The following is a 26,088-nucleotide window of genomic DNA, read 5'->3' as shown; positions in this document are numbered from 1 at the left end:
TTTCGTAGGGATGACAGGCTGGAGTGGGCGACGGGGCGGGGACTACACGTGGTCGAGCGGATCAGAGAGCTGCTGGACGAGGCGGTCGGTGACATCACGCCGGCCGAGGCCGACCCGGTGGCGGGGGTGGTGCGGCGGGGGCGCGCCGCCGGGCGCCGGCGACGAGCGGCGGTGGCCGGCGCTTTGGCGGCCGTGCTGCTCGCGGGCGGCCTGGGCGCCGGGCGGCTCATGGGTGATGGCCCGTCCATGCCGGTGGCCGACGCGCCCTATGTCGCCGGCGGTGTCGTGGTCGCCGGCGGCCTCGAGCTGCCGGTGCCCGACGGGTGGCGGGTCGTCGAGGCGGACGCGGCGGAGCCGTGCGGAGATCTGACCAGGACCATTCTGCTGATCACGTCGGATCGGCGCGGATGTCAGTACGCGCCGGTCGAGGTGTCCAGGACGGACAACCGCAACCCGGGCGGCACGCTGATCCTGAAACCCGGGTCGGTGGACTTCGCGGACGGGCCCCTGACCTCGCCGGTGTCGGTCACGCTTCCGGGCGGGGAGCCGGTCTGGATGCAGAACGGCCTGGACTCGGAAGAGCTGAAACCTCGGACGTACGAGGGGTACAGCTACCTGAACGAGCTGCTCCTGCCCTGGTCGGGGATGCTGGTCGTGCTCCGGATGGACGGCGCGGCCCAGCGGGAGATCATCGACTCGATGCGGAGCAATCCGGGCCGGGCCGGGGTTCTCGTACTGCCGAAGAAGGCGACCTCGGTCGGGCTCACCCTGCCGGACGACACCGGCCGCGTCCGTGCGGCCGGGCGCATGGACTCCGACGACCCGAAGACCGCGGCCTCGGTGCTCGGGCTGTTGCGGGCGCAGACTGACGTGGTCGACGACGCGGACGCGTGTGCGGGGCCCGAGCAGCACAACGCCCGGCTCACCCTCAAAGGCGCCGGCACCACCACGGTGATCATCTCGCTCGGGAAGCGCTGCCAGGAGGCGGTCTCCTCGGAGGGCGGACGGGTACGCCTGAGCGACGCCACGGTGGCCGCGTTGAAGCGGCTGTTCGGGATCGCCGCCGTGGTCGCCAAGTGAGCGGCACACCGGCCGGGTTCGCCGAGTTCGTCGGTGCCCGATATCCGGCGCTGGTCCGGTACGGGGCGCTGCTGACCGGCGACCGCGGACACGGGGAGGATCTGGCCCAGGACGCGCTCGTCAAGACGTACCGGGCCTGGCGCCGGCTGCATCCGGTGGGGGATCCCGAGGCGTACACCCGGCAGGTCATGGTCCGTGCGGCCTGGCGAGCGGGACGCCGGTTGTGGCGGTTCGAGCTGCCCGCCGCCGTGCTGCCGGACCGGCCGGCGAATGACGACTTCGCCGAGCGTCAGGGCACCACCGAGATCGTGCTGGCGGCGCTGCGGGCACTGCCGGCCGGGCAGCGCGTGGTGCTGGTGCTGCGCTACTGGGCCGGGCTGTCCGAGCAGGAGATCGCCGCCCAGCTGGGCTGCTCGATCGGCACGGTGAAGAGCCGGGCCAGCCGGGCGATAGCGGCGCTGCGCCGGGCCGACGGGCCGCTCGCGGACGCCTTCGCGCTGGCCGACGGCCGGCGGCAGTGAGGCGGGTCGCCGGTCTCGACGGGATCCGGGGGCTGCTGGCGCTGTACGTGGTGGCTCATCACTGCTGGCTGCTGTGCCATCCTGGCTATCCGGCCAACACCGGATCGTTCTGGGGCGGCTGGCTGATCCACGGGCGGCTGGCCGTGGTCGCCTTCATCACGCTCTCCGGTTTCTCCCTCGCCCTGGCCCCGGCCCGCGACGGCTGGCGGCTCGGCGGCGTCCTGAGGTTCGCGAGGCGGCGGGCCCGCCGGATCCTGCCCGCCTACTGGGCGGCGCTGGCGGTGAGCCTGGTCCTCGCCGGGTCGCTGCCGATGACGCACATCCCCACCGAGGCCTCGGCCGTGGTCTACGGGCTGCTGCTGCAGGACTTCGTCGCGGCGCCGGCGCCGAACGGCGCGTTCTGGTCGATCGCGGTGGAGGCCGGGTTGTACGTCCTCTTCCCGCTCCTGGTCCTGCTGAGGCGCCGTGCCGGGACCGTGGTCACGCTGGTCGCGGTGTGTGCGCCGGTGACGGCGATCGGCCTGTTCCGGCCGGACACGATCGGCTACACGTGGCAGATGGCGCCGCTGTTCGCGATGGGCGCCGTCGCGGCCGGCGCCGTCCGCACGCGCGGGGTGCCCTGGGCGCTGCTGGCCGCGCTGGCCGCCACCCCGGTGCTGGTCGTGGTGGTGTGGAAAGGGTCGGTGTGGACGGCCGGGCACTACTTCTGGATCGACCTGGCGGCCGGCCCGGCCATCGCCCTGTTCCTGGTCGCGGTGGCCACCGGCCGCCCGGCCGCGCTGGTCCGGCTGCTGACCATCAGGCCGGTGGCGCTGCTCGGGTGGTGCTCGTACAGCCTCTATCTGATGCACGTGCCGGTCGTCGGGCTTGTCGTCCACGTCCTCGGCGCGTCCTTCGGGACGACGGTGGCCGTGGCGGTCCCGGCGTCGGTGGTGACGGCTTCGGTTTTCGCCAGGCTCTTCGAGGGCCGTACGGGCATGGACCACAGGGCCGGCCCGGTGGCGGTGGTTCCGGCGGTCGAAAGAGCCACCGCCGGTCACCAGGCGTAGGGCGGGAGTCAGGCGTCCGGGGCGCTTCCGGCGGCGCTTGCCTCGGCGGCCGCGGCGGACAGGGCGGCCTCGGTGATGGCGAAGGCGAAACCGAGGGCCTCGGTGATGGCGTTGGCGGCCTTGAGGATCCGGGGCGCGCCGATGATCGGGGCGATCGCCACCAGAACGTCCTGGACGTCGTCGATGCGTACGCCGGACTCCACCGCCGGGCCGATGTGCAACAGATACGAGGCGGGCGGGGCGTCCACGGCGGCCAGGGCGGCGATGCGGGCCAGCAGGAGGGTGGACGGGGGCAGATCGGTTCGGGCCAGGGCGACCGCGTTGATGTCGATCAGGGCTTCCAGCACGGGTGCTTCTCCGGTGGCCATCGACTTTCCTTCCGCTAGGGGCGGCGGGGCCGATTTCGTTCGCCGCAGCGATGAGTCTGGTGAGATGGCGGCCGTAACTCTTCCTCCGGGCGGGATGAGGTTGCGAAACGGTTTGCACGGAGCCCGCCGAGCCGGTCAGGTCTGGATCGACGGGTGGTATTCGGCGGCGGTCAGGCCGAACGTCCAGGCGACGCCCTCGCGGGCGGTGCTCGTCTGCGGGGGAACGCGCAGCCAGTAGACGCGGCTGGTGCCGTCGGGCTCGGGCGTGGAGTTGACCACCTCGACCATGACGAGCGGCTCGTCGCCGGTGAGGTCCAGGCGCCACAGGGTGCCGGTCTCGTCGGAGCCGAGGTTGTGGGCGCCGGCCTCGCGCAGGTAGCGCTCGTAGCCGAAGTGCTCGAGCATGACCCGGCGCAGCTCGGCGTTCTCCTCCTTCTGGATGCGGGCCACGGTGAGGGTGGGCAGCTCGGCCACCAGCTCGGGCGGGATCGGCATGCCGCGCCAGGCCCACAGGCCGTAGCCGTCGGGGAACTCCATGGCCGGCCCCTCGCCGCGATGCAGCCGGCCGACGTTGTCGCGGGTCAGCAGCGTGGGCCGCTCGGTCAGAACGGCGAAGCGCTCGGTCGCCCACCACCAGCCGGCATGACGGGCCACCTCGGCCAGCCCGGACAGCGGCGCCATGAGCCCGGGCGCGAGGCGGTCGGCCGCCTCGAAGGTGGCCAGCCACGTGCCGTCGTGCTGCCCGTAGATCGCGTCGAGCACGGCCGTCCGCAGCGGACGCCCGGCGGCGCCGGGGAAGTCGGCGGCCAGGTCTTCACTCAGCCGCAGCCGCAGCCGGCTCGCCACCAGATCCATGACCAGCGGCCAGGACCGCCGCCCGGCCGCGGCGCCGAGCTGAGCCCAGCCGTACCCACCGAGCGCCTCGACGGCGGCGTGCCGCGCCGCCGCCCACGGCTCGGTGCGCACCTGCCGTCGCAACGAGGCCCCGGCGACCTCACCCGGCGTCCACCCCTGTCGGCGCAGTTCCGCGTACACCTCGGAGATCCACGCCGGCTGGGCTCCGGCCGAGGGAGCGCCGGGCAGGGAGGCTCCGGAGAGGAGGGCTACGGCGGCGGCGCCGGCTCGGGGGGAGCCCAGCCAGAAGATGTGCTCGGGTGGGGTGGCGCCGGCCAGGCGGTAGGCCTCTCGGACCCCGGTCTCGGCGGCGGCGCGGGTGGCGGGGCCGGTTTCCACGGCGGCGGCCAGCCACTGGTCCTCGACGGCGGCGGACATGGCTTCCTGGGCGTGGGTCAGCTGCATCGTGGGCTCCTCAGTCCGCTACCGGGCGGAAGGCGCCGGGGATGTACTCCCGCTGGCGGACCACTCGGTAGTGGCCGGCCGGCAAGGAGATCGGGCCGTGCTCCTCGTGGCTCACCCGGCCGTGGGTGGGCACGTCGATGAACATGCGCTCCGGGTCGTCGAGGTCGGCCAGCAACTCCAGGCCGGGGCCGCCGACCACGTGGGCGTGGCCGGTGGCCTCGCCGCGGGCCAGGACCATGCGGCCGCGGCGGTCCCGGGGGACCGGCGCGCACGCCGGCACCTCGCCCTCGGCCACCGGAATGATCAGCACGTCGCCCTGCCTGTACATCGGGATCCTCCTCCGCTCGCCGGCCTCAGTGGAACGCACGCTATCGGGTGGGTACGACACTTTCCGGCGTCGAAGGCCAGGCCCTCGGAATACGTTCGAGCAACCCGTCGGCGTACACATCACGCAGTTTCAAAGGCTCGAGATGCACATAGCCGATGTGGCAGTCGCAGAGCGACTTCGTGCAGGCGCGCGGCCGCAGACCCGCCCGCCACGAGCCGTCGTACAGGTTGCCGATCGCGGCCGGAACGAAGTGGCACCGGCGGACCGTGCCGTCGCCCAGCACCGAGATGGCGTCCTCGCCGGCCCGGCATGGGCGGCCCAGTGACGCGTGCGGGCGGACGCTGTCGCCGAAGCGCGGATCGAGCGCCGTCCACCTGCTTTCCTCCGTCGCCGTGTACACGTGTTCGTCGGCGGCGTTCACCCACATGTACACGTGTGCGGGCAACGCCGCCCGCAGGGCCACCGCTTCGTCGTAGTGCGACGGCAACCCGACCACGCCCACCGAATACCGCACCCCCAGCGCGTCCAGCTCCGCGCACTTCGTCAGGAACCGGTCCCTGGTCACCTGCCCGGGGTGATACGTGGCCCACAATGCGGCCACGCTCGGATCGGCGGCCGCGAGCCATGCCGTACGGGAGCTCAAATTGGTTTGAATGGAAATCCGCGCCACGTGCGGCATGTGGGACAGGCGGACGATCGCCTCCCGGTACCAGGACCGGGTCAGCCCCTCACCCCACGGCGTGAACAGCACCGACAGCCGCCGATCGGTGGTCGCCTCGGCCCACTCCACGAAGCGCAGCAGATCGGCCTTGTCCTCGCGCAGCAGCGCGGGCGGGTCGACCCGCTTGGCGAACGGGCAGTACGGGCAGTCGTAGTTGCAGCTCGCCAGCGGCCCGCGATAGAGCACGTAGAGGTCCTTCATCGTGTTACGTACGCCCCCATCGCCTCGCGGACCGTCCCCGAGACCAGCCACGGCCCGATGGCGTCGGAGTGCGCGAGCCCCTCCGCGGTCAGCGCCGTCCCGGCCAGCCAGCCCTTCTCGGCGAGAAGACCCAACTGCGGAAAGTCTTCGTCGTACGGGGTACCGAACCGCCTCTGGTAGGCGACGGGATCGACCCCTTCCGCGCGCAGCAACGATTTCAGCAGCCATCGCCGCCGCTGCTCCGCCGCGTCGAGGCGGAAGCCGATCTCGGCGTACGTGAAGTCGGACGCCGGCCGGGACAGGTAGTCGTCGATCACCGCGCGCACCTCGGAGACCGAGACCGCGTAGTCGAACGAATAATGCAGATCCGAGGTGTACGACCGCGCGCCGCACCCCAGCCCGACCGTGCCGTCGTCCTGGCAGCAGTAGTCGGGCCCGTCCGGCGCCGGCGCCCCGGCCAGCCGGAACTGCCGCATCGAATGCTGCTCGTAGCCGGCCGCCGTGAGGACCTCGACCGCCTGCCAGTACAGCGCCAGGCGTTCGGAGTCCCAGTCGGCCCGGGCGTGGGCGCGCCGGCCGAGCCCGGTGAGCGGCCGCACGTACAGCGGATAGAGATAGAGCTCCTCCGGCCGGCGCCGGACCGCCTCGTCGAGCGAATGCTGCCACGTCCGCGCGGTCTGCCCGTCGATGCCGTAGATCAGGTCGATGTTCAGCACCGGGATCCCGGCCTCGCGGATCACCTCCAGCGCCTGCTCGACCTCGGCCTGCCGTTGCGGGCGGCCGGCCGCGCGGGCCTCCGACTCGAGGAAGCTCTGCACGCCCATGCTGACCCGGGTGGCGCCGTGCGCGGCCAGCACCTTCAGACGGTCGGGGGTGGCCGTGGCCGGTGACGTCTCGACCGACATGGGCACCGCGGCCGTGCCGAACACGTCGCCGACGATCGCGAAGAGCTCCTCGAGCTCGCCGGCCTCCAGATATGTCGGCGTCCCGCCGCCGATCGCTATGCGGGAGAAGGACGCGCCGGGGGAGAGGCTGTCCTTGACCGCGGCGGCCTGATGGCGCAGCTGCTTCAGATATGCCGTCACCTGCTCGGCCGGCGGGTTCGCGCGCGTGAACAGGTTGCAGAAGCCGCAGCGCATCTCGCAGAACGGCAGATGCACATAACCGAACAGCGAATCCTGCGGCTCGGCCGCCCACACCTCGGCCAGCGACGGCCGCGGCTCCAGCTTCCGGTACGCCGTCTTGTGCGGGTACGCGTACAGATAGCCCTGGTAGGGCGAGTCGTCGAGGGTCATGAGGCGTCCAGAACGAAATCGGCGTACGGCACTGTCCACACGGCCTCGTGCGCGACCCGGTGGCCGACGTGGCCGTCCTCGCCGTACAGCGTGCCGTGATCGGAGCAGATGATCACCTGGCAGGGCCGGCCACGGCTCGTGACCAGGGCGAACAGGCTTCCGAGCAGCCCGTCCACGTATTCCAGGGCGGCGGCGTGCGTCTCCAGGCTGTCGTCGGTTGCGCCGGGCACGTAATGCTTGTTGGGCTGATGCAGCGCGGCGACGTTGACGAAACTGAACAGCGGCCTCTCCGGCGGCAGCCCGGCCACGATCGCGCTCAGCCGATCGATCTGCGCGCCCAGGCAATCGGGCTCGGTCACCCCGAAACCCCTTTCCCAGTACGCCTCGGCGAACAACCCCGGCAGCACACGACCCAGCGGGGCGCCCGGGTTGAAGAAGCCCACCCCGCCCAGGCAGACCGTGTGATAGCCGGCGGCGGCCAGGCCGGACGGCAGATCGGCGGCGTCGAAGACGTACGTGCCCTCGCCGCTGGTCTCGCTGCCGGCGAACCGGGCCGCGAACAGCCGCTCGTGCCGGCCCGGCGTCACCGGGGTCGGCAGGAAGCCCGCGAAGAACGCGTGATGGGCCGCGTAGGTGAAGGACGCCGGGCTGTGCCGCCGCTCCCACACGCCGCCGGGCAGCACCTTGGCCAGCTCGGGCGTGCGCCCCTGCTCGAGGCACTCGGCGGCGACGTCGTACCGCAGCGTGTCGAGCGTGACGAAGAGCAGGTCGTGACTGCCGATCAGATCGCGCATGCCGCACCCGTGATCGCGGCGATCTGCGCACCGTACGTGTCGAGGCCGTCGACCAGAACGCGGGGCAGCAGATCGCCGAACGCGTTCACCTCGGCCACCGCGTGATCGCGCCACCCGGCCCGGAACATCAGGTCGACGCCGACCTGGAGGCTGCCCGGGAAACACTCGGCCACCCGCTCGCACGTCCGCATGGCCGCCGCCCACGACTGTTCACCGGCCGCCGCCCGCACCGCCGCGACGTCGCCGCGCGCGTTGCCCAAGTGCAGGTTCGTCATCGGCGACCGGCTGGTGCGCACCACGACATGCCGCGGCCGCCCGGCGATCACGACCACCCGCAGGTCGAGCACCCGGTCGTTCAGGGCGGCCTTGGGGTACCACCGCTCGACGTGCAGCCCGTCCGGCGCCAGGCGGTCGACGATCGACGCGATCACCGGCTCGCTGTCGTACCGCCGTACCCGCAAGTTGTTGAAGAGCCGCCCACCGCTCAGCTCGGCCGAGGTGACCGCCGTGACCCGCCGCCCGGCCGCGGCCAGGGCGATCACCCCGGACGCGGAGGAACCGAAGGCCGGCTTGACGAAGACCCGGCCCCAGCCGGCCCGGGCCATCGCCGCTCGCAGCGACGCGTAGCCGTGCACCGGCTCCAGAGCCGCCGGCACCGGAACGCCCCGCGCGGTCAGCAGGGCGTGGCAGTGGGGTTTCGCCGTCATGGTCAGGATGTCGGCCGGAGGGTTGAGCAACCGGCCACCGCCGGCCTCGACCAGGCCGAGGGCCGCCCGCAGCCCCGCGAAGGCCGCCGCCGCGCCGAGGATCTCGCCGTGCTCGGCCGGCACGGCCGGACCACCGCCGCCCAGCTCGCGCAGCAGCGTGTCGACCTCCGCGTTCTCGCCCGGCGAGTCGACGCGCACGAGCGCGCCCGGACCGGGCACGCGCCCGTCCCGCAGCACCTCGCGCCAACCGAAGACCTCGGGCGCGGGCAGACCGGCCCGCTCGGCGGCGGCGGCGAAGAGCTCGACCCGGCGGTTCTCCGGGTTACCGACGACGGCGAGCCGCATTATTCGGCGACCACCGTGTAGCGGCCCCAGCGCGACTCGTCCTGCCGTTCGGACACGTCGACCGTGACACCGGGCAGCTCGTCGACCAGGCGCTGAGCCATCTCCTCGGACATGAAGTGGTGATGCAGGTCGAGCGTCTGAAGATGGGTGAGCGGCTGACCGGCCAGCAGCGACTCGGCCCCGGCGTCACCCAGCACACCCAGCGACAGGTCGAGCCGGCTCAGCCGGGCCACCACGGGCGCGGCGGCCACGGCGGCGGCCAGCTCCTCGGCGATCTCGGCGTTGCACAGGCTCAGATGGGTCAGCGCCGGGAACGCCCGCCCGCTCAGGATCGGCGCGAGGTCGTCGGACCGGGCGTCCCCGCCGTAGTTGTCGACGCCCAGCCACAACTCCAGATGGGTCAGCCGGGGAAAGTCGCAGGCCCCGACGGCCCGGACGATGGTGGCGGGCAGACCGCCGGACTGAACGACGAGCTCACGCAGCCCTTCGTGACGCAGCGGCTCCAGCTCGAGGCCCTGAGCGCCCCGCACCCAGAAACTCTCCAGCGCCGGGAAGGCGGCAAGGAACGGCGTCACATCACTCTGGTTGATCCACGAGATCTCACACTGCTCGGAGCTCATCTCGCCCACGAACAGCGCCCGCAGCGCGCCGAGCCGCTCCGCGTTGCGGATGAGGAGATCGAAGGGGAAATGGGTGTCATAAGCCGACCCCCACTCACCGACGATCAGCGCGGTCGGCCCGGCCGGCCCGCTGCGCTTCATCATCTGCTCGAACGCGGCCTCGAACTCCTCGGCCGACGCCTCGAAGTCCTCCATGTCGATGCGCCAGGCCACCCCCGCCGGGTCGGCCGGATCTTTGCCGTCCTCGAGCTCCACGACGGGCAGCCCGAAGAACGTCGTCAGGTGGTGGTGGATGGTCACGGGACTCCTTCGGCCGAGGTGACGCTCAATCAGTGCCGAGAACCTAGCAAGCCCCTACGACACTTTCGCGGCCGATCACGAGAGGACACCAGGGTGCGGGACGACGCCCTGGCCGAGCTGGCCGACCGGCTGCGCCGGGACCGCCGGCGACATCCCCACAGCGGCCGCCGCGAGTATTCACAGAACGTTCGCGCGCTGGTCACGGCATGCGAGACGCTCCTCGCGGAGGGCTCGGCGGCCCGGGTGGCGCCGGTGCTGCGCAAGGCGGTCGACCGGATCACGCGGGCCCTGACGTACATGGACGACTCGTCGGGGATCGTGGGCGATGACCTCGACGACGTCATGCGGCTGTACGCGCTGGCCTGCGCCGAGGCGCCGCCGTCCCCCGGTGCGCTCGCCAAGTGGCTGGTCGGCATCGAGTACGACGGGCCGGGCCGGCCACGGGTCCGGTTGCGGGACTTCGCGCCCGCTCTGGGAGAACGTGGCCTGTCCGAGGTCGCCCGGCTGGTCGAGGCGCGCGGAGACGGCGGATCCGGAGTCGTGGGCGGCGCTCGTGGCGAATCGTGATCTGCGCGAGCAGTTGACGGATCGTTGTCGTTCTCCGCGACGCCGGCCGGCGCACAGAGGCGATCGACTGGGCGCGGCGTGGACTCGCGGACAGGCCCGGGTATCCACGGACCGAACAGATGCATGACCTGCTGGTCGGCATGCTCCTCGAGGACGGTGACGTCGAAGCGGCCGTCGGTTTCCGGCGGGAGGAGTTCGAGAGGTACCCGACTCGGGCGAACTATTTCGCGCTGGCCGATCCGTCAGGGTGGGCCATTCCGGTGATGCGGGAACGGGCCGCCCGCGACCCGGTGTTCAGTTCCGAGCTGATCGACGTGTTGCTGGCGCTCGGCCACGACGACGAGGCTTGGCACACCGGCCGCCGTCACGCGGAGTGGGTCGGTGAACACCAGTGGCTGACCCTGCTGGAACGCCGCCGCGCCACCCACCCAGCCGAGGTTATCGGGCCGTACGAAGAACTGGTCGAGCGGCGCGCCCTGAAGTCCGAGGACAAGCAGCGGTATCGCCGCGCGGTGGCGCTGTTGCCCGCACTACGGGAGGCCTACTGGGCCGCCGGAACCCCGGAGGGCTACCGCACGTACCTTTCCGATCTGCGAAGCCGGCATACCCGCCGGCCGGCGTTCCTCAGAGCGCTGGAGGATGATCCGGCCACGGCACCGCGTACGCCGGGTCCGACCCTCGGGTGAGGCGGGCGAAGCGCAGCAGTTCGCGGACGATGCCGGCGTTGCCCATCGCCCAGCCGGGCTCCGGGGGCAGGGCGCTGGGCGTCGCGCGGTGCTCGTGGTTCGACCAGCGGGCGCCGTCCGCGTCGACGATGGCCCGGGCGATGAGGTCGTCGGCCAGTACGCCGGCGAAGTCGCGCGCGGACGGGTAGCGGTCGCAGGCCAGCGCGAGGACCCCGGCCGTGCCACAGCAGCGGCCGTTGTTGTCCCAGAAGCCCGGTCGTACGCGGCGGGGCAGGCCAGAGCTGGTGACGGTGTGCCAGCAGCGGTCGCCGAGAGCGGACCACGCGCCGTCACCGGTCAGCGAGGCGAGCAGCCGGAACACCTGTGCGTCGCCGGCCGGGCCGTTGCACCACCCGTAGCTGTACCGCTCGATCAGCTCGGGCCGGTGCCACGGATCGGAATGCGGGACGAGAAAGCCGCCGGGCCCGGCTTCGTTCCGGCTCACCACGTCGGCCGCCCCGGCCAGGGCCAGCTCGGTGAAGTCGCCGCGTCCGGCGGCGGCGCCCACGGCGGCCAGGGCGTACACGATGCCCAGCGTCCCGTGCGCGAGGTGATGCGACCGCGGCGGGCTGGGCCGGACCGCCCAATTGACCCCGCCGGGCGTCGGATCGGCGGCGCCGAGATAGGGCGTCACCGCGAGAACGGCCAGCTCGAGGTCGCCGGCGTGCAGCGCGCCCAGCGCGATCCCGGCGTTGCCGAAGAGCAACTCGAACATGTCACCCCAGCGCTGCCCGTCGAACCGCGAGCGTACGAGGCTCAGCGCCCGGTCGGCGGCCCGCCCGGACGGCGAATCACCGAGGAGGCGATGCACCGACCGCAGGGCGACCGCCGCGCCGGTCAGCCCGAAATACAGCGAGCAGCCCTCGACCCCGGCCAGCCCGGCCGCACGCCGCAGGGCCTCGTCCCCGTACCGGTCATCCCCGAAATGACGCTGCCCCTCCAGCAACGCCAGTACGACACCCGCCTCGCCGCTGTACAAGGAGAAGTCGGTCCCGCACGACGACCCGACCATCCACTCCAGAGCTTGCGCGGCCAACTCCTCCATCGATATCTCTTATCATGCTGCGATGGCGCAGACGCCCGAGGAGTGGCTGGAAGTGCAGGCCGACCGTGCCCTGGCGAGGCAGCGGGCACAGGTGGACACGGCGAAGCTGCTCGCCACGTTCGCGGCCGGGATCGCGGGGGCGCTGGTGGCCACGGCGCTTCAAGTGGGTGAGCCGGAAGGGCTCGACTGGGCCGCGGCGTGGCTGCTGCTCGTCACCTTCGTGGCGGTGCTGGGGGTCATCGCGGTCGACCGGCTCGCCGAGGCGGATCACGACCAGATCCTCAACGTGCGGGCCATCCGGAACTGGGACCAGGACAAAATGCTCGAGGAGTTGAGGGTGGCCGCGCTGACGGCGGTCTACAGCAACGGCGGGGTGGTGCGGATGGTGCGGTCCGTGCTGGCGCTCCAGCTGCTGCTGTCGGTGGCCACCGGCATCGTCGCGGCCACCTCGTTGCTGACCTGAGCCGTATATTTCAGCCATGGGTGACGACGGCACTCCGGTACGCATCGTCGGGTGGGGACCGTTCCGCCTGCCGGGCGAGCGCCGCCGCCTCGACGCGGCCGAGTCCGCCGCCCGCCGGGCGATCAGCGCGTCCCGCGGCGCGCCACAGGATGTGGAGACGCCCTTCGAGCTGGAGCCCCCGGCGCCCCGGCCGTCGTGGTGGCGGCGGCCGGGGGCGATCCGCCGGCCATATCGGGATCCTCCGGTCCCGGAACCCGATCCGATGGCGGACTGGATGCGGCTGGTCGGCGAGACCGTCGACCGGGCCCACGGCGCGAGGGGCCCACTCTGGATCATCGTGATGAGCCCGGACGACAGGGAGACCGGCCGCGGCGATCGTGGCGCCCAGCTGGACGCTGAGATCTCCAGCCGGCTGCGGGCCGTGCTGCCCGGCGGGTCCACGCTCGCCCGGCTCGGTGGCATGTTCACCTTCTCCCACGCTGGTCCGAAGGCCGACGTCGTGCGGCTGATCGAGTCGATCGGCGCGTCCCTCGCCGGGCTGCGCCCGGGATTCACGATGTCGACGAGTGTCGTCGAGGTGCGGGACAACGAGGTGGGAGAGGCGTTCAACCGCGCGAGCTCGTCGATGCGGGCGACCACGGGCGAAGACAGAGGACGCGTCCAGTTCTTCCCGAACCCGGCGGCCGCCGAGCCGCCCCCGGTCGTCTACCAGCCGATCGTGCGGCTCGACACCGGCTGGGCCGAGGGGGCCGAAGCGGTGTCGGCCGTCCTCGGCGCCGAGGCGTTGCGCCAGCTTGCCCTGTGGCGGGACGAGGGCGCCGTACCGGATGACTTCTACCTGTCCATCAAGGCATCCGAGGCGGAGCTCCGTGATATCGACCTGGCCGACCGGCTCGAGGCGGGCCTGCGCCGATCGGGTCTTCCACCGGGGGCCCTGAGGGTCGAGGTCGCCGGGCCGGTCTCGGGCGCCCTGGCCTTGGCCACACTGTTCTCGCTGCGCGACGCGGGGATTCGCGTCATTCGCAACAACGGCCTGGCCAGTTTCGCGGCTCTGAGCCACCGGCCGGACCTTCCCGTGACCGGCTGGAAGGTCCTCCTGGCCGGCGACAGCGCCGACGATCCCCGGATCACGGCGGTGGTGAGGGTCGCTCAGCGCAAGGGCTTGGACCTCTCGGTCGACGGCGTGAGGACCGAAGCGGAGCGGGAGAGGTTCGCCGATCTCGGCTTCACCACAGGTCAGGGGCCACTCTGGGGTACGGCCTTGCCCGCGGCCCGGTTCGCCCGGCGGTGGGGCGGCGGTCAGCGGGCCGTGCTGTGAGGGAGAACGACTGGTGTGATCCGGAGTGGATCGCGGGCGCGCACGCGTGGATCGCCGCGCATCTCGACTCGCCGGCCGTCGGGGCCATCGAGGAAGTGCGGGTGCGGCCGTGGTCGGTGTCGCATCGCGTGATGACCGCGGCCGGGGCCCGCTGGTTCAAGGCCAACATCACCGGGTGCCGCTATGAGGCGGGGCTGGCCGAGGCGCTGGCCGCGTGGGTGCCAGGCCGCACGCTGGCGCCGATCGCGGTCGAGCGGGAGCGGGGCTGGCTTCTCACCGCCGATGCCGGGCCGACGCTGCGCGATCTCGGTGAGGGCGGCGACTGGGCCGGGCTTCTTCAGTCGTACGCCTCCTTGCAGCGCGGCCTCACCGATCGAGCGGACCGGATGATCGAGCTGGGGGTGCCCGACATGCGGCTGCCGAGAGTGCGGGAAAAGACGGACGGCGTCGAGGCCTGGTGTGACGAGCTGGCCGCGGACGGGATCCCGGCCACGCTGCAGCACGACGATCTGCACGACAACAACGTGTTCGCCGGGTTCCGGTTCTTCGACTGGGGTGATACCAGCGTCGGGCATCCCTTCGGGTCACTGCTCGTGTCCCTGGGTGTGGCCGGCGCGGACCATGCGGAGCGGCTGCGGGACGCGTACCTCGAAGTCTGGTCCGACCTGGGGACGCTGAAAAGCTTGCGCCGCTCCGCCTCGCTCGCCGTCCGCCTGGCCCGCGTCTCCCGTGCGGAGGCCTGGCGGCGGGCGGTCGAGGGGGCGGCCCTGCCCGTCGACGAGGATTTCCGGACCGCGGCCGGCTGGTGGCTCGAGCAGCTGCCCGAGCCGACCCTGATCTAGTCCCAGTGGCCTCGGGGCCGTGGGCGGTCACGGGCAGTACGTGCGATACCGGCAAGACCGGGCTGTGCTGGCGGCAGGCCGGTCAGAGCCGAGCCGACCAGGCGGCGGACATGGGGCCGAACGCGCGCATGTCGGCCAGGCCGCCGGCCATCTTGTTCATGGTGTAGGCGTATGTGGCGCGGGCGTCGAGGTCGATGACGGCCAGGGAGCCGCCGGCGCCGCCCCAGTAGAGGGTGTTCGGGCTGGGCATGAAGTCGCCGCCCACGGCGAAGCCCAGACCGAAGCGGAGGGGCAGGCCGAGGATGAGGTCGACGCCCTCGATCCGCACCTCCAGGGCCTGGCGGCACGTCGCCTCCGAGATCAGGCCGCCGCCGCAGGCCAGGACGGTGTGGATCTGGGCCACCGAGCGGGCGTTGCCGGTGCCGCCGCCGGCCGGGATCTCGGCCGCTCGCCAGGCCCGGGTGTTGGCGATCGCCGTGTCGAGGCGTGGATTGTGGGCCGCGTTGTCCTGAAGGCCGGTCGTCTCGCCGGAGAAGGCCTCCTTCGCCGGCGGGATCAGCTCCGCCACGCGGTGTTCCTCCGAGGCGGGCAGTCCGATGTGGAAGTCGGCGCCGAGGGGTTCGGCGATCTCGGTACGGAAGACGGTGCCCAGGGTGTGGCCGGTGATCCGGCGGACGATCTCGCCGATCAGGAAGCCCTGGGTGACCGCGTGATATCCCGAGGCGGTGCCCGGTTTCCAGAACGGCTCCTGGGCGGCCAGCAGCCCGGTCACCTTCTCCCAGTCGTACAGGTCTTCCGGTTTCAGTGGCTCGCGCCAGCCCGACAGCCCGGCCGAGTGGCTCATCACCTGCGCGACCGTGACCTCGTCCTTGCCGGCCGCCGCGAACGCGGGCCAGTACCGGGCCACCGGCGCCTCGAAGGAGAGCTCGCCCCGGTCGGCGAGCAGCAGCGCGGTCAGCGCGGCCATCGTCTTGGTGATCGAGTAGACGTTGACGATCGTGTCCCGCTCCCACGGCCGGGTGCGGGCCGCGTCGGCGTGGCCGCCCCAGAAGTCGGCCACGATCTCGCCGTCGACGGTCGCGCAGAAGCTCGCGCCCACTTCGGCGCCGTCGGTGAAATTCTGCTCGAACGCCGCCCGTACGTCCTCCATGCCCGCAGCAGACCAGAGCGCCGGGCCGGCGGCAACGCATTATGGAGGGCATGCGTGTTCTGGGGCTGCTCGGCGGCATGAGCTGGGAATCGACCGACTACTACTACCAGCGGCTCAACCGAGGGGTGCGCGATCGGCTCGGCGGGCTGCACTCGGCGCACAGCGTGACGTACACCGTCGATTTCGCCGAGATCGAGCGGATGCAGGCGGCCGGCGCGTGGGACGAGGCCGGGAAGTTCCTCGGCGAGTGCGCGCGCAAGCTGGAGCGGGCCGGCGCCGAGGGCCTCATCCTCTGCACCAACACGATGCACCGGGTGGCCGGTGCCATCCAGGACGCGATCGACATCCCGCTGCTGCACATCGCCGACGGCACGGCCACCGCGCTGCTGGACGACGGCGTGCGGGAGGTCGCCCTGCTCGGGACGCGCTACACGATGGAGCAGGACTTCTACCGCGAGCGGCTGGAGGCCCGGGGCCTCGCCGTCGTCGTTCCCGGGCAGGCCGATCGCGGCACCGTGCACCGGATCATCTACGACGAGCTCTGTCTGGGCCGGGTCGAGGAGGGCTCACGCCAGGCGTACGTCCAAATCCTGGAAAAGCTCCAGGCGGAGGCGGTGATCTTCGGGTGCACGGAGATCGGGCTTCTTCTCGATCAAAGTCAAAGTCCTTTGCCCGTGTACGACACCACGCTGCTCCACGTCGAGGCGGCGCTCGACTGGATGCTGTCAGAGGGCTAGCGACCGGTACGTGCTGCCGTGGAAGACCAGCGGCGGCACGGCCTCGTCGGCGTCCAGGTCGTGCACGCGCAGAAGGATGATGTCGTGGTCGCCGGCCGGGATCTCCCGTTCGATCGAGCAATCGAGCCAGGCGCTGGAACCTTCCAGGAAGATGGCGCCGTCGTCGCTGGTGCGCCAGTCGAGAGCGGCGAAACGGTCGACGTCACGGGCGCTGAGCTGGCGGCCGGCCTGCTCCTGGTGGGCGCCGAGCACGCTCACGCCGAGGCGGCCCGCGCGGCGCAGGGTGGGCCAGGTGGTGGAGGTGTGCGCCACGCAGAGCGACACCATCGGCGGGTCGAGCGACACCGAGACGAACGAGTTGGCCGCGAGGCCGGTGGGCCTGCCGTCGACGAGCGCGGCCACGACGGTCACGCCGGTGGGGAAGGAACCGAAGACGCGCCGCAGGCGCAGCGGTTCCAGCGCCGACTGCATGGTCATGGGCTCTCCTGTCCGAGGGGGATGGCGAATCTCGGTACGGCCGGCGCGCCGGCGACGGCCAGGTCGGCCAGCAGCCGCCCGACCGCCGGCGTGAACTTGAAACCATGCCCGGAAAAGCCCGCCGCAATCACCAGCGGCCCGCGCCGGTCGATCACGAAATCGGAGGTCGGGGTGGTCGTGTAGGTGCAGCTGATCGGTGCGTCACTCTCCGGATCAACCCCGGGGACCCATTGCCGTACGTAGTCACGGAGGCGTTCCGCTCGTACGGGTTCCGCGGCGTAGTCGCGGGTGTCGGGGTCCACGACGGGCCCGTTCCCGTGGAAGCCCACCTTCACACCCTCGCCCGGCGTGAGCAGCCCGTACACCCCGGCGCCGCCGTCGTGGTGGATGAAGCTCGGCCACGCGACGTCGGACAGAGGCGTGAAGTGCGCCGGCTGTTCCTGGGTCACCCGCAGCGGCAGCAGGCCGGGCAGCAGCTTCGAGGTCCACGCGCCGGCGGCCACGATCACCCTGCGCGCCCGCAGCGTCTCGCCGGCCGTGACGACCTCGACGTCGTCGTCGCCACGGACGGTGATGGCGAGGACCTCGGTCTTGTGCCGCACCTCGGCGCCGAGCGCGGTGGCGGCCGCTTGCAGGGCGGTCACGGCGTGGTCGGCGTGGACGCGCCCGCTGGAGGGATGGAAGAAGACCGGGCCGGTGAAGCGCAGCCCCGGCCAGCGCTCGGCGGCCTCTTCTCGCGCGAGCCACTGCCCCGGCACCCCGGCCGCGGCCAGGGCGTTCGCGATCGGCTCGATCGACGCCCGGTCGCCGTGGTCGACGCCGCCGGTCAGCTCGAGCAGCGCGGGGTCGAGCTCGCGCCACAGGTCGAGGGCCTCACGGGCCAGCGTGATGTAGTCGGGCTGCGCGTACGCGAACCGGAAGATCCGCGAGGCCCCGTGCGAGGCGCCCCGCGTGTGCCCGGCCTCGAACCGTTCCAGCAGCAGCACGTCGGCCCCGCGCCGGGCGAGCTGCCAGGCCGCGGCCGAGCCCATCGCCCCGCCACCGACGACGATCGCGTCCAGAGTCATAGCGTCAGTCCCAAGTTCTCGCGGAGGGTGCTGCCGCGGTAGTCCTCCTTGACGATGCCGCGCCGGCGTAGTTCGGCCAGCAGGCCGTTGACCACGAAGTCGTGCGTGCGGTCGTCGGCGATGCCGTTGATCGACAATACGTCGAGGACCCCGGCCTCGAATCTCTCCTGCACGGCGTCGGCCAGCTGCTCCGGCGTGCCCGCGACCGACCAGTGGCCGGTGTCCTGGGCCGCCTGGACGAGCTCGCGCAGCGTGCGGCCCTCGCGGATGAGCCGGCTGAAGATCTCCGCCCGCCCGCGCCGCCGATTGATGCCGGTAATGTCGGGCAAAAGCGATGACGGCAGCGGCTCGTCCAGCTTCGCTTCGGACAAATCGACACCGCCGCCGAGCATGTCGGCCACGAGCACGCGCCCGCGTTCGTAGTCGATCGCCTCCAGCCTCTCCCGCACGAGCCGCTGGGCCTCCGCCTCGGTCGCCCCGTAGGTGGCGTGGAAGGAGCTGAAGATCAGCGGCAGGCCCGGCCGGGTGGACTGTGACCGGATCGTCCGCGTGAACGTCAGCGCGTCGTCCAGCGCCGGCAGCGCCGTGAAGACCACCTCGGCGTACTTGGCGCCGAGCGCGATCCCCGCCGCCGACTGCCCGGCCTGGATCAGTACGGGCCGTCCCTGCGGCAGCGGCGGGATGTTGATCGGCCCGCGCACGCTGAAATACGGGCCCTCGTGGCCGATCGGCTCGATGAGCGACGGGTCGAGCACCGCCGCGCCGTCCGGCCCGGGCCGCAGCGCTCCCGGCTTCCAGCTGTCCCACAGGGCGTTCACCACGTCGAGGGTCTCGGCCGCCCGGGCGTACCGCTCCTCCGGCGACGGCAAGCCGCCCGGCCCGTAGTTCTCCTCGCCGATCGACGAGGTCACCAGGTTCCACGCCGCCCGCCCGTTGCTGACGTGGTCGAGCGTGCCGAACAGCCGGGCCAGGTTGAACGGATGATGGAACGTCGTCGAGACCGTCGCGATCAGCCCGGCGTGCGACGTCACCTGGCTCAGCGCCGACACGAAGACCAGCGGCTCCTGGGCCCCGATCGTGCCCTGCGCGCCGAAGACCAGCAGGTCGGGCACGAACAGGGCGTCGATCCGGGCCGCCTCGGCCCGCCGGGCCACCAGCTTCGCCGTCTCCAGCGTGGACTGTCCGGCCAGGGCCAGCTCGTACGGGCCCGGATGGCCCCCGGCCGCGGTGACCGTGCCGAGCGTCCGGCCGGTCACGCCAGGTCCAGGTGCTCGCGCAGGGTGCGTCCCTCGTACTCGGTCCGGTAGACGCCCCGCTCCTGGAGCTCGGGCACGAGCCGGTCGACGATGTCCTCGACGCTGCCCGGCAGGAGCTGCGGCACCAGGTTGAAACCGTCGACGGCACGGGTCCGCACGTAACGGGCCCACTCGTCGGCCACCTGTCCGGGCGTACCGATGAAGGTGTTGTGCCTCGGGGTGACATGCAGGACCAGCTCGCGAATGGACAGGTTGAGCGTGCGCCATTCGGCGACGCGCTCGAGTTTGCCGGTGCGGTGCTCGATCGAGATGGTGCCCCGGGACGGGTCGAGCTCGCCCTCGGCCGGTTCGATGTCCGGCAGGGGGCCGTCCGGGTCGTACCCCGAAAGGTCCTTGTTCCAGTACTGCTCGAGGAAGGCGATCGCGCGGGGCCCGGTGGTCTGCTCGCGCTGGATCCAGTCGGCCTTCTCGGCCGCCTCCTTCGCCGTATCGCCCAGGACGACCTGGGCTCCGGGCAAGATCTTCAAAGAGTCACGGGTACGCCCGTACGCCTCCAGGCGCTTGGTCAGATCGGCCGCGTACGCCTGCGCCTTGTCGTAGTCGGTGTTGGCCGAGAAGACCGCGTCCGCGAACCGCGCGGCCAGGTCGCGCCCGCCGGGCGAGTCGCCGGCCTGGAAGAGAACGGGATTGCCGGTCACACCGAGCGATCCGGTCACCTCGACCAGATCGCTGTGCGTGTCGACGGTCTTCCCTGCCCACAGGGTGCGCGCCGTCTCGACGAACTCCGCGGCCCGCTCGTAGCGGCGCTCGTGGGGCAGCCACCCGCCGTACCGGAAATTCTCGCCGGTCCAGGCGTTGTCCGTCGTCACGATGTTCCAGCCGGCGCGGCCACCCGAGACGTTGTCGAGCGAGGCGAGCCGCCGGGCCAGGTCGAACGGGAAGTTGTAGGTGGTGTTCTGGGTGGCGACCAGGCCGATCCGCTCGGTCTCGGCGGCCAGGGCGGCCAGCTGCGCGATGGCGTCGGGGCGGCCGGCGACGTCGAGGTCGTAGACGCGGCCGCGGTTCTCCCGCACGCGCAGGCCCTCGCCGAGGAAGAACGCGTCGAAGAGGCCGCGCTCCAGGGTCCGTACGGTCCGCACGAAGGTGTCGATGTGGGTGTGCTCGGCGAAGTCGGGTCGCGACCAGAGAAGCTGCGGGCCGACGCCGGTGAAGAACAGCCCGAGGTGGAGACGGTGCGTGGTCATCGCGACTCCCCAGCGAAGACGTTGACGGGACGGGGCAGGCCGAGGGCCTCGCGCAGGGTGGGGCCGCCGACCGGGCCGCGGCGGGTGGCCACGGCCAGGCGGGGAAGATCGATCTCGAGGACGGCCGGGTGGATCCGTACGCCGTCGACGATGCCTTCGAGTGTGGCCAGCAGCGCCCGGAACTCGTCGGCGTCGCCGGTGAACCTGAGTCTTTCCGGCTCGCCCCAGGGTTTCCGCGCGTCCAGTTCCGCCAGACGATCCGTACCCAGAAGAACGTCGATCTCGGCGAAGGTTAGTGGGGCATTTGCCGCATTCGCGCGCGCGGCGATCTCGTCGACGGTCGGTGCGGCGATGACGGCGATGTCCGGCTTGTCGGTCAAGTCGTCGGCGGCGACGACGACCAGCTGACCCTGCGGCGGCCTCGGAGTGATCAACGGGCCGACCACGGAGAACCGCTCGCCGGTGAAGTTCACATGGTGTACGCGATCGGGGTCGAGGAAGCGCCCACTCGCGACATCGCGGATGACGGCGTCGTCCTCCCACGAGTCCCACAGCAGACGGGCCACGTCGATGACGTCGGCGATCTCCTGCCGCAGCACGTCGCCGGCGAGCGGCTTGCTCCCGATGGTCGCGTGCGCCGCCGCGCTGTTCTCGGCGCCGACCACCCAGGCGCCCCGGCCCTGCGACGCGTGGTCGAGCGCCGCGAGCTGGGTGGCCAGGTGGAACGGCTCGGTCAGGGCCGGATGCAGCGTCGGGGCGAGGCCGACGCGGCGGGTGCGCCGGGCGAGGTAGCTCGCCCGGACGCCCGCTTCGGCAGATCTCGTCAAGGGTGAGTCGTTGATGGTGATCAGGGCGAATCCGGCGGCCTCGGCCACCGCCGCGGCCTCGGTGTCGGGCAGTCCGCCGCGCGCTCCCGGATGGGAGCCGGCCCCGTCGATCTCCAGCGCCAGATGAATGCTCACCCTCAAATCCTATAGGCGAAGGAGGTTAAGAAGCTAGACCGGAGTTTTCTCGCCGGCCTCGACGGCGACCGGAAGCTTGTTCTCGGCCGGCGGCAGCGGGCAGGTCGCGAACTCGGTGTAGGCGCACGGCAGGTTCGTGGCCTTGTTGAAGTCGAGGACCACCGAGCCGTCGGCCTCCGGGGCGGCGATGGCCAGGCTGCGGTTGGCCGCGTACGTGGTGACGCCCGAGGTCTCGTCGGTGAACAGCGCGAAGAAGGTGCCCGGCGTGTGCCCGTTGAACACGGTCAGGGCGAGCGGGGTGCCCAGCGCCTCGAACTCGACCCGGCCCGGCGACTCGTACACGTGCTCCAGGCCCTCGACGGCGGCGCCCACGGTGATCTGCCGCGGCTCGCCGAACGGCACGTAGCGGCCGCTGAGCTCCCATTTCTCGGTGGGTTCGTACGTGGGGGTGCCCTGATAGGCCGTACGCAAAGGGTTGTCGGGGTGCCGGGGCCGCACGATGTCGAAGCCGCTGCGCTTGGCCACCTCGATGACGGCCTCGCCGTAGCCGGCGGTGACACCGCCGCGCTCGGGCAGCACGCCGAACTCGTGCCGGCCGGTCACCTCGGCGCCGTCGACCGTCAGGGACTCGCCGTCGGTGAGGTCGACCACTACACCGTTGGGCCCGGTGCTCCACTCGCCCGGGGCGTCGGTGAAGCGCTGCGGGTTCTCGTTGAGGAAGTTGAGGCTGGTCACGGCGAGGAAGCCGTGGCGGCCGGCCCGGTTCTCCTCGTGCGCGGCGTGCCACTCGGCCCAAGTCTGCTTCGTCATGCAACGACCATATGCCTACTTGACCGGTAGGAGATAGGTGGTGCTAGTCTCCGTTTCAGGTCATGAGCGCCAGCGACAAGCCCCGGCTCGCTGGCCGGCAACCCTTGCGTTCGCGATGGGGTGCCCCGGGTGAGGACCAGGCTCGCGTCGAGGACGACGCGGGCAAGCGCGGACCCGTGGCGGGTCCCCGACCCACGCGGAGGCATCTCCATGTCCGACGAGCTCGACATCATCGGCGCCGACCTCACCGTCGACCTTCCCGACGGCCGTACGGTGCGTTTCGCCCACCTCGACTACGCGGCCTCGGCCCCCGCCGTGCGGGCCGCCGCCGACGCCGTGACCGGTTTGCTTCCCCTGTACGGCAGCGTGCACCGCGGCACCGGCCGCCGCTCGCAGAAGTCGACCCTCGAATACGAGCGCGCCCGCGACATCGTGGCCGAGTTCCTCGGCTGTCGCCCCGGCGACGAAGTCATCTTCACCCGCAACACCACCGACGCGCTCAACCTGCTCGCCCGCTCACTGCCGGCCGGCACCACGACGGTCGTCTTCGACGGCGAGCACCACGCGAACCTGCTCCCCTGGCCCTCGCCGGTCCGCCTGCCCGCGCCCACCTCCGTCGCTTCCGCCCTGCAGGCGGTCGAAGAAGCGCTTTCGGCCGTACGCGGCCCCGCGCTCCTCGCGGTGACCGGGGCGAGCAACGTCACGGGCGAGATCTGGCCCGTACGCCAGCTGGCCGACATCGCGCACGCTCACGGCGCCCGGGTGGTCGTCGACGCGGCACAGCTGGCTCCGCACGTGCCGCTGGACCTGGACGCGCTCGGCGCCGACTACCTGGCCCTGTCCGGGCACAAGCTCTACGCGCCGTTCGGCGCCGGCGTGCTGGCCGGCCGCCAGGACTGGCTCGACGAGGCCCAGCCCTACCTGTACGGCGGCGGAGCCAGCGCCGCCGTCGGCGACTTCGCCGGCGACGTCACGTGGGCCACCGGCCCGGCCCGCCACGAGGGCGGCACCCCGAACCTGATCGGCGCGGTCGCCCTGGGCGCGGTGTGCGACGCGCTGCTGCGCGCCGACCGGGCCGCCCTGCTGGAACACGAGCAGAGCCTGCTGGCCGGCCTCGACGGCGTCTCCCTGTTCAACGGCGAGGTCCCCCGCGTAGGCATCGTCTCGTTCGCCGTGCCCGACCCGTCCGGCGCCGCCGAGCGCCTGGCCCGCGACTACGGCATCGGCGTACGGGCCGGCCAGTTCTGCGCCCACCCGCTGGTCCGCCGCCTGACCGGAAACGCCACCACCGAGGGCTGCGAGACTGCCCCCGGCCTGCTGCGGGCCAGCTTCGGCCTGGGCTCGGCGCCCGAGGACGTCACCCGGCTGCTCGACGCCCTGACCGGCCTGCGCCTCATCTGAGGACCGAGCCTTCTCCGGCTCGATGCGACAACGACCACGGCCGCACCCGGACCGGATCCCGCCAGTCGTTGTCGTGGACCGTCCGCGCCATCGGTCAGCTCGGGCTCAGGAGACAGAACTCGTTACCCTCGGGGTCGGCGAGGACCTTCCACGGGACGTCGAGGTCGACGAGGGTGGCGCCCAGCGTTCGCAGGCGGGTGGCCTCGATCTCCAGGTCGTCGGTGGGGTAGGGGCGGATGTCCAGGTGGACCCGGTTCCACACGGTCTTCGGGTCGGGGTTGCGGAGGAACTGCAGGTAGGGGCCGACCCCCTGGGCCGAGCGCAGCACCGCGTTGTCGTCGGTGGCCTTGAGGACGGTCCAGTCCGTCGCCTGGCCCCAGAAGCCGGCCATCCGGTGCGGGCCGGCGCAGTCGACCACCACCGTCGCGATGGGGCCGGTCTGCTCGTAGAGCGAGTCCAGCACGCAGAACTCGTTGCCCTCGGGGTCGGCCATCACCGTCCATGACGCGTCGCCGGGCTGGCCCACGTCGGCGAGGGTCGCGCCGAGCTCTCGAAGACGCGCGACCAGCGACGTCTGGTGGGCGGGCGAGGTCGTGGCCAGGTCGAGGTGCACCCTGTTCTTCACCGTCTTGGGCTCTGCCGAGACGACCAGGTCGACGACGACCGCGACCGGGTCGGGATAGCTGAAGCCCGCCGGCTCGAGGTTCGTCACGCCCGGGCCCTCGCTGGAGAGCTCCCAGCCGAGCGCCTCCGCCCAGAAGGCGCCCAGCGCCGCGTCGTCCCGGGCCTTCATATTGATCTGCACCAGCCGCGTCGCCATGCGACGACCCTAGACGTGGTCGAGCCAGAGGACGATGCCGGTGGTGCCGGTCAGGACGGCGGCGACGCCGGCCCGGATGGCGGCGGCGCAGCGGGCCTCCGTGAACGATGCCGGGTCGTACTCCGACGACATGCCCAGGCCCTCGCCGCGGAAGGAGGCGCCGGACCAGTCGGCGGCGGTCACGTTGTGTGTCGGCTCGGCCAGTTCGGCGCCGACGACCAGGAAGTGCTGGTCGAGGTGGCTGGCGCTGACCGTGGTGAGGGCGTCGATCAAGGGGTTGCCGGCGCTGACGATCAGGTCGGGCTTCATGGTGATGGCCTTGACGATGTCGTCGACCGGGTTGCCGGGGTCGGCCGCCACCTCGCGCAGGTCGACGTCCTCGTCCTTCGCCCAGTCGCGGACGCTCTTCGTCAGGGCGTTCGTGGGGGCGTCGTCGCCGGAGTGGAGCAGGACCACCCGGTAGCCCTTCGACGGGTGGACGTCGTCCCACGAGCCGGGGGAGGGAGTGACCGTTCCCTCGGGGGTGGGCGGGGCCGCCGGGTCGGTGAAGCCGGCGCCCAGGGTGCCGACGGGGGTGGGCGCGGGGTGCGGTTGTGACCAGTCGCCGCCGTTGCCGCAACCGGCGACGGTCAGCAGGGCGGCCGCGGCGACGGCGCAGAGCAGGCGGCGCAAGACGTACGTCCTAACGACGGAAGGGGTAACGATCTTTTGTAGCTGGGAGAACCGCCTGCCAGCAGCTTTGTCTCCATCGGTTCTTCAGTGTTTTTGATCTTGTTAACCCGGATGCTGCACGGTGCAACGATGAAACGCATCGCCCTGGTGGTCGCCGCGGTGGCGGCCGTCCTGCTGGGGGCCTCCCCGGCGTACGCGCACGGGTTCAGTTCGAACGTGTACACCGATGTCACCTCGGGCGGCGACGGCCAGGTCCGTACGAAGCTGGAGCTGGAGTACGACCTGCTGGTGGTCTCGGCCGCGGACATGGAGAAGGACGATCCGCTGTTCCGGGCGGGCACGGCCGCGTTCGAGGACGGCGACACCGACGGGCAGGCGGCGGCCCTCAACGCACACACCGCCACGGTCCTGAAGTACGTCACCAAGCGCTACACGGTCTCGGCCGGCGGCGAGGCGTGCCGGGCGACGCCGCGGGGCGGTTTCACGATGGGGGAGCGGGAAGGGGTTCCGTACGCCGGCCTCGTCCTTGACTGGAAGTGCGCGAGCGGCGGCGGGCACGAGGTGCGCAGCGGGCTGTTCCCGGACGGCGAGGGTTATGTGCGCAGCACGAAAACCCTGGTCAACTACGAGATCGACGGCCGTACGGGTGATGTCACGCTCGACGCGGCCCATCCGGCCCTGTCCACCGGCCGGTCGTGGCCGATCGCCGTCACGGCCGGCGCCGGGGTGATCGTCGTCGCCGGATCGGCGCTGTTCATCGTCCTGCGGCGCCGTCGGCGGGCAAAAGCCTGACCTTTAGGCAGGGTGCCACCGGGGTTCTTGATCTTGTTCATGAGCGGTTCATCGGGGCCCACCAGCTTGAGCATGCATTTCGCAGCCCCCCTCTCATCTGGATTGAGGAAAA

Annotated in this window: 29 protein-coding genes and 1 riboswitch; of the genes, 11 read left to right on the top strand and 18 right to left on the bottom strand. The window is 71.8% G+C overall.

Annotation, left to right across the window (positions count from 1 at the left end; all coding sequences use genetic code 11):
• The first annotated feature begins 48 nt into the window (after nt 1–48).
• Genes ACFY36_RS19310 through ACFY36_RS19300 form a run of 3 tightly spaced genes read left to right on the top strand, consistent with a single transcriptional unit; the run spans nt 49 to nt 2,650 of the window.
• Entirely contained in the window at nt 49–1,080 is a 1,032-nt protein-coding gene (locus ACFY36_RS19310) for a hypothetical protein (protein ID WP_499747339.1), read from the top strand.
• Entirely contained in the window at nt 1,077–1,601 is a 525-nt protein-coding gene (locus ACFY36_RS19305; protein ID WP_499747338.1) for a SigE family RNA polymerase sigma factor, read from the top strand. Before ACFY36_RS19310 ends, ACFY36_RS19305 begins: the two co-directional genes overlap by 4 nt.
• Nucleotides 1,598–2,650 (top strand): acyltransferase family protein, encoded by a 1,053-nt coding sequence (locus ACFY36_RS19300; protein WP_499747337.1) that lies wholly within the window; start codon nt 1,598–1,600, stop codon nt 2,648–2,650. Before ACFY36_RS19305 ends, ACFY36_RS19300 begins: the two co-directional genes overlap by 4 nt.
• Nucleotides 2,651–2,658: 8 nt before the next feature.
• On the opposite strand, the gene ACFY36_RS19295 is transcribed toward ACFY36_RS19300, so the two are convergent.
• The 8 genes from ACFY36_RS19295 to ACFY36_RS19260 form a co-directional block, all read right to left on the bottom strand.
• Complete coding sequence (locus tag ACFY36_RS19295; protein WP_499747336.1) at nt 2,659–3,018, bottom strand: carboxymuconolactone decarboxylase family protein; 360 nt, start codon at nt 3,016–3,018, stop codon at nt 2,659–2,661.
• A 135-nt stretch (nt 3,019–3,153) separates the two neighbouring features.
• The gene (locus tag ACFY36_RS19290; RefSeq protein ID WP_499747335.1) at nt 3,154–4,317 is read right to left on the bottom strand and encodes a DUF6745 domain-containing protein; all 1,164 of its coding nucleotides are present in this window, start codon (nt 4,315–4,317) and stop codon (nt 3,154–3,156) included.
• A gap of 10 nt (nt 4,318–4,327) precedes the next feature.
• Nucleotides 4,328–4,645: a DUF8820 family protein gene (locus ACFY36_RS19285; protein ID WP_097327293.1), complete on the bottom strand. Its 318-nt coding sequence runs from the start codon at nt 4,643–4,645 to the stop codon at nt 4,328–4,330.
• 40 nt (nt 4,646–4,685) lie between these two features.
• Nucleotides 4,686–5,567, bottom strand: a complete 882-nt coding sequence (locus ACFY36_RS19280; protein ID WP_499747334.1) for an STM4011 family radical SAM protein — start codon at nt 5,565–5,567, stop codon at nt 4,686–4,688.
• Nucleotides 5,564–6,862, bottom strand: a complete 1,299-nt coding sequence (locus ACFY36_RS19275) for an STM4012 family radical SAM protein (protein WP_499747333.1) — start codon at nt 6,860–6,862, stop codon at nt 5,564–5,566. Before ACFY36_RS19275 ends, ACFY36_RS19280 begins: the two co-directional genes overlap by 4 nt.
• Entirely contained in the window at nt 6,859–7,656 is a 798-nt protein-coding gene (locus ACFY36_RS19270; protein ID WP_499747332.1) for an STM4013/SEN3800 family hydrolase, read from the bottom strand. Before ACFY36_RS19270 ends, ACFY36_RS19275 begins: the two co-directional genes overlap by 4 nt.
• The gene (locus ACFY36_RS19265) at nt 7,644–8,708 is read right to left on the bottom strand and encodes an STM4014 family protein (protein ID WP_499747331.1); all 1,065 of its coding nucleotides are present in this window, start codon (nt 8,706–8,708) and stop codon (nt 7,644–7,646) included. The genes ACFY36_RS19270 and ACFY36_RS19265 overlap by 13 nt, the downstream gene beginning before the upstream one ends.
• Nucleotides 8,708–9,628 (bottom strand): STM4015 family protein, encoded by a 921-nt coding sequence (locus tag ACFY36_RS19260; RefSeq protein ID WP_499747330.1) that lies wholly within the window; start codon nt 9,626–9,628, stop codon nt 8,708–8,710. The genes ACFY36_RS19265 and ACFY36_RS19260 overlap by 1 nt, the downstream gene beginning before the upstream one ends.
• A gap of 93 nt (nt 9,629–9,721) precedes the next feature.
• Between ACFY36_RS19260 and ACFY36_RS19255 the strand changes: the two genes are divergently transcribed.
• Nucleotides 9,722–10,195, top strand: a complete 474-nt coding sequence (locus ACFY36_RS19255; RefSeq protein ID WP_499747329.1) for a hypothetical protein — start codon at nt 9,722–9,724, stop codon at nt 10,193–10,195.
• A 119-nt stretch (nt 10,196–10,314) separates the two neighbouring features.
• The gene (locus tag ACFY36_RS19250; RefSeq protein WP_499747328.1) at nt 10,315–10,881 is read left to right on the top strand and encodes a hypothetical protein; all 567 of its coding nucleotides are present in this window, start codon (nt 10,315–10,317) and stop codon (nt 10,879–10,881) included.
• On the opposite strand, the gene ACFY36_RS19245 is transcribed toward ACFY36_RS19250, so the two are convergent.
• On the bottom strand, nt 10,820–11,965 hold the full coding sequence (locus ACFY36_RS19245) for a lanthionine synthetase LanC family protein (protein ID WP_499747327.1): 1,146 nt from the start codon (nt 11,963–11,965) through the stop codon (nt 10,820–10,822). The two genes, ACFY36_RS19250 and ACFY36_RS19245, sit on opposite strands and share 62 nt — an antisense overlap.
• Nucleotides 11,966–11,987: 22 nt before the next feature.
• Between ACFY36_RS19245 and ACFY36_RS19240 the strand changes: the two genes are divergently transcribed.
• From ACFY36_RS19240 to ACFY36_RS19230, 3 genes are read left to right on the top strand one after another with little or no spacing between them, the layout of a single operon-like run.
• On the top strand, nt 11,988–12,428 hold the full coding sequence (locus tag ACFY36_RS19240; protein ID WP_499747326.1) for a hypothetical protein: 441 nt from the start codon (nt 11,988–11,990) through the stop codon (nt 12,426–12,428).
• Between the two features lie 16 nt (nt 12,429–12,444).
• Entirely contained in the window at nt 12,445–13,746 is a 1,302-nt protein-coding gene (locus tag ACFY36_RS19235) for an EAL domain-containing protein (RefSeq protein WP_499747325.1), read from the top strand.
• Nucleotides 13,743–14,588 (top strand): phosphotransferase, encoded by an 846-nt coding sequence (locus tag ACFY36_RS19230; RefSeq protein ID WP_499747324.1) that lies wholly within the window; start codon nt 13,743–13,745, stop codon nt 14,586–14,588. The genes ACFY36_RS19235 and ACFY36_RS19230 overlap by 4 nt, the downstream gene beginning before the upstream one ends.
• 82 nt (nt 14,589–14,670) lie before the next feature.
• Here ACFY36_RS19230 and ACFY36_RS19225 read toward each other — a convergent pair whose 3' ends face one another.
• Nucleotides 14,671–15,738, bottom strand: a complete 1,068-nt coding sequence (locus ACFY36_RS19225) for a serine hydrolase domain-containing protein (RefSeq protein WP_499747323.1) — start codon at nt 15,736–15,738, stop codon at nt 14,671–14,673.
• Nucleotides 15,739–15,788: 50 nt separating this feature from the next.
• On the opposite strand from ACFY36_RS19225, the gene ACFY36_RS19220 reads away from it, so the two are divergent.
• Nucleotides 15,789–16,475 carry an aspartate/glutamate racemase family protein gene (locus ACFY36_RS19220; RefSeq protein WP_499747322.1) on the top strand — a complete coding sequence of 229 codons (687 nt, stop codon included), beginning with the start codon at nt 15,789–15,791 and terminating at the stop codon, nt 16,473–16,475.
• Here ACFY36_RS19220 and ACFY36_RS19215 read toward each other — a convergent pair.
• Genes ACFY36_RS19215 through ACFY36_RS19190 form a run of 6 tightly spaced genes read right to left on the bottom strand, consistent with a single transcriptional unit; the run spans nt 16,464 to nt 22,291 of the window.
• Nucleotides 16,464–16,952, bottom strand: a complete 489-nt coding sequence (locus tag ACFY36_RS19215) for a flavin reductase family protein (protein ID WP_499747321.1) — start codon at nt 16,950–16,952, stop codon at nt 16,464–16,466. The two genes, ACFY36_RS19220 and ACFY36_RS19215, sit on opposite strands and share 12 nt — an antisense overlap.
• Complete coding sequence (locus ACFY36_RS19210; RefSeq protein WP_499747320.1) at nt 16,949–18,019, bottom strand: FAD-dependent oxidoreductase; 1,071 nt, start codon at nt 18,017–18,019, stop codon at nt 16,949–16,951. Before ACFY36_RS19210 ends, ACFY36_RS19215 begins: the two co-directional genes overlap by 4 nt.
• On the bottom strand, nt 18,016–19,275 hold the full coding sequence (locus ACFY36_RS19205) for an NtaA/DmoA family FMN-dependent monooxygenase (RefSeq protein WP_499747319.1): 1,260 nt from the start codon (nt 19,273–19,275) through the stop codon (nt 18,016–18,018). The genes ACFY36_RS19210 and ACFY36_RS19205 overlap by 4 nt, the downstream gene beginning before the upstream one ends.
• On the bottom strand, nt 19,272–20,519 hold the full coding sequence (locus tag ACFY36_RS19200) for an LLM class flavin-dependent oxidoreductase (protein ID WP_499747318.1): 1,248 nt from the start codon (nt 20,517–20,519) through the stop codon (nt 19,272–19,274). Before ACFY36_RS19200 ends, ACFY36_RS19205 begins: the two co-directional genes overlap by 4 nt.
• Nucleotides 20,516–21,481, bottom strand: a complete 966-nt coding sequence (locus ACFY36_RS19195; protein ID WP_499747317.1) for an LLM class flavin-dependent oxidoreductase — start codon at nt 21,479–21,481, stop codon at nt 20,516–20,518. Before ACFY36_RS19195 ends, ACFY36_RS19200 begins: the two co-directional genes overlap by 4 nt.
• Nucleotides 21,482–21,514: 33 nt before the next feature.
• Entirely contained in the window at nt 21,515–22,291 is a 777-nt protein-coding gene (locus ACFY36_RS19190; protein WP_499747316.1) for a DUF1684 domain-containing protein, read from the bottom strand.
• A gap of 58 nt (nt 22,292–22,349) precedes the next feature.
• Nucleotides 22,350–22,466: riboswitch (SAM riboswitch) on the top strand.
• A 35-nt stretch (nt 22,467–22,501) separates the two neighbouring features.
• Between ACFY36_RS19190 and ACFY36_RS19185 the strand changes: the two genes are divergently transcribed.
• Entirely contained in the window at nt 22,502–23,692 is a 1,191-nt protein-coding gene (locus tag ACFY36_RS19185) for an aminotransferase class V-fold PLP-dependent enzyme (protein WP_499747315.1), read from the top strand.
• A 94-nt stretch (nt 23,693–23,786) separates the two neighbouring features.
• Here the strand turns inward: ACFY36_RS19185 and ACFY36_RS19180 are convergent, their stop codons facing one another.
• Together ACFY36_RS19180 and ACFY36_RS19175 are read right to left on the bottom strand one after the other, a co-directional pair.
• Nucleotides 23,787–24,512, bottom strand: coding sequence for a VOC family protein (locus tag ACFY36_RS19180; protein ID WP_499747314.1), 726 nt, complete (start codon nt 24,510–24,512; stop codon nt 23,787–23,789).
• 9 nt (nt 24,513–24,521) lie between these two features.
• Nucleotides 24,522–25,184 (bottom strand): hypothetical protein, encoded by a 663-nt coding sequence (locus ACFY36_RS19175; RefSeq protein WP_499747313.1) that lies wholly within the window; start codon nt 25,182–25,184, stop codon nt 24,522–24,524.
• A 129-nt stretch (nt 25,185–25,313) separates the two neighbouring features.
• On the opposite strand from ACFY36_RS19175, the gene ACFY36_RS19170 reads away from it, so the two are divergent.
• Nucleotides 25,314–25,976: a hypothetical protein gene (locus tag ACFY36_RS19170; protein WP_499747312.1), complete on the top strand. Its 663-nt coding sequence runs from the start codon at nt 25,314–25,316 to the stop codon at nt 25,974–25,976.
• Nucleotides 25,977–26,088 lie beyond the last annotated feature (112 nt).

The sequence above is a fragment of the Actinoplanes sp. NPDC000266 genome, from assembly GCF_042899005.1.
In the GTDB taxonomy this organism is placed as follows: domain Bacteria; phylum Actinomycetota; class Actinomycetes; order Mycobacteriales; family Micromonosporaceae; genus Actinoplanes.
The sequence above is the reverse complement of the archived record's forward strand: the minus strand, read 5'-3'. Positions and strand labels throughout refer to the sequence as shown.

Coding starts and splice junctions, on each gene's coding strand:
- ACFY36_RS19295 (WP_499747336.1), bottom strand. CDS start 3,018: ATGGCCACCGGAGAAGCACCCGTGCTGGAAGCCCTGATCGACATCAAC.
- ACFY36_RS19290 (WP_499747335.1), bottom strand. CDS start 4,317: ATGCAGCTGACCCACGCCCAGGAAGCCATGTCCGCCGCCGTCGAGGAC.
- ACFY36_RS19285 (WP_097327293.1), bottom strand. CDS start 4,645: ATGTACAGGCAGGGCGACGTGCTGATCATTCCGGTGGCCGAGGGCGAG.
- ACFY36_RS19280 (WP_499747334.1), bottom strand. CDS start 5,567: ATGAAGGACCTCTACGTGCTCTATCGCGGGCCGCTGGCGAGCTGCAAC.
- ACFY36_RS19275 (WP_499747333.1), bottom strand. CDS start 6,862: ATGACCCTCGACGACTCGCCCTACCAGGGCTATCTGTACGCGTACCCG.
- ACFY36_RS19270 (WP_499747332.1), bottom strand. CDS start 7,656: ATGCGCGATCTGATCGGCAGTCACGACCTGCTCTTCGTCACGCTCGAC.
- ACFY36_RS19265 (WP_499747331.1), bottom strand. CDS start 8,708: ATGCGGCTCGCCGTCGTCGGTAACCCGGAGAACCGCCGGGTCGAGCTC.
- ACFY36_RS19250 (WP_499747328.1), top strand. CDS start 10,315: ATGCATGACCTGCTGGTCGGCATGCTCCTCGAGGACGGTGACGTCGAA.
- ACFY36_RS19245 (WP_499747327.1), bottom strand. CDS start 11,965: ATGGAGGAGTTGGCCGCGCAAGCTCTGGAGTGGATGGTCGGGTCGTCG.
- ACFY36_RS19240 (WP_499747326.1), top strand. CDS start 11,988: ATGGCGCAGACGCCCGAGGAGTGGCTGGAAGTGCAGGCCGACCGTGCC.
- ACFY36_RS19235 (WP_499747325.1), top strand. CDS start 12,445: ATGGGTGACGACGGCACTCCGGTACGCATCGTCGGGTGGGGACCGTTC.
- ACFY36_RS19225 (WP_499747323.1), bottom strand. CDS start 15,738: ATGGAGGACGTACGGGCGGCGTTCGAGCAGAATTTCACCGACGGCGCC.
- ACFY36_RS19220 (WP_499747322.1), top strand. CDS start 15,789: ATGCGTGTTCTGGGGCTGCTCGGCGGCATGAGCTGGGAATCGACCGAC.
- ACFY36_RS19215 (WP_499747321.1), bottom strand. CDS start 16,952: ATGACCATGCAGTCGGCGCTGGAACCGCTGCGCCTGCGGCGCGTCTTC.
- ACFY36_RS19210 (WP_499747320.1), bottom strand. CDS start 18,019: ATGACTCTGGACGCGATCGTCGTCGGTGGCGGGGCGATGGGCTCGGCC.
- ACFY36_RS19200 (WP_499747318.1), bottom strand. CDS start 20,519: ATGACCACGCACCGTCTCCACCTCGGGCTGTTCTTCACCGGCGTCGGC.
- ACFY36_RS19190 (WP_499747316.1), bottom strand. CDS start 22,291: ATGACGAAGCAGACTTGGGCCGAGTGGCACGCCGCGCACGAGGAGAAC.
- ACFY36_RS19185 (WP_499747315.1), top strand. CDS start 22,502: ATGTCCGACGAGCTCGACATCATCGGCGCCGACCTCACCGTCGACCTT.
- ACFY36_RS19180 (WP_499747314.1), bottom strand. CDS start 24,512: ATGGCGACGCGGCTGGTGCAGATCAATATGAAGGCCCGGGACGACGCG.
- ACFY36_RS19170 (WP_499747312.1), top strand. CDS start 25,314: ATGAAACGCATCGCCCTGGTGGTCGCCGCGGTGGCGGCCGTCCTGCTG.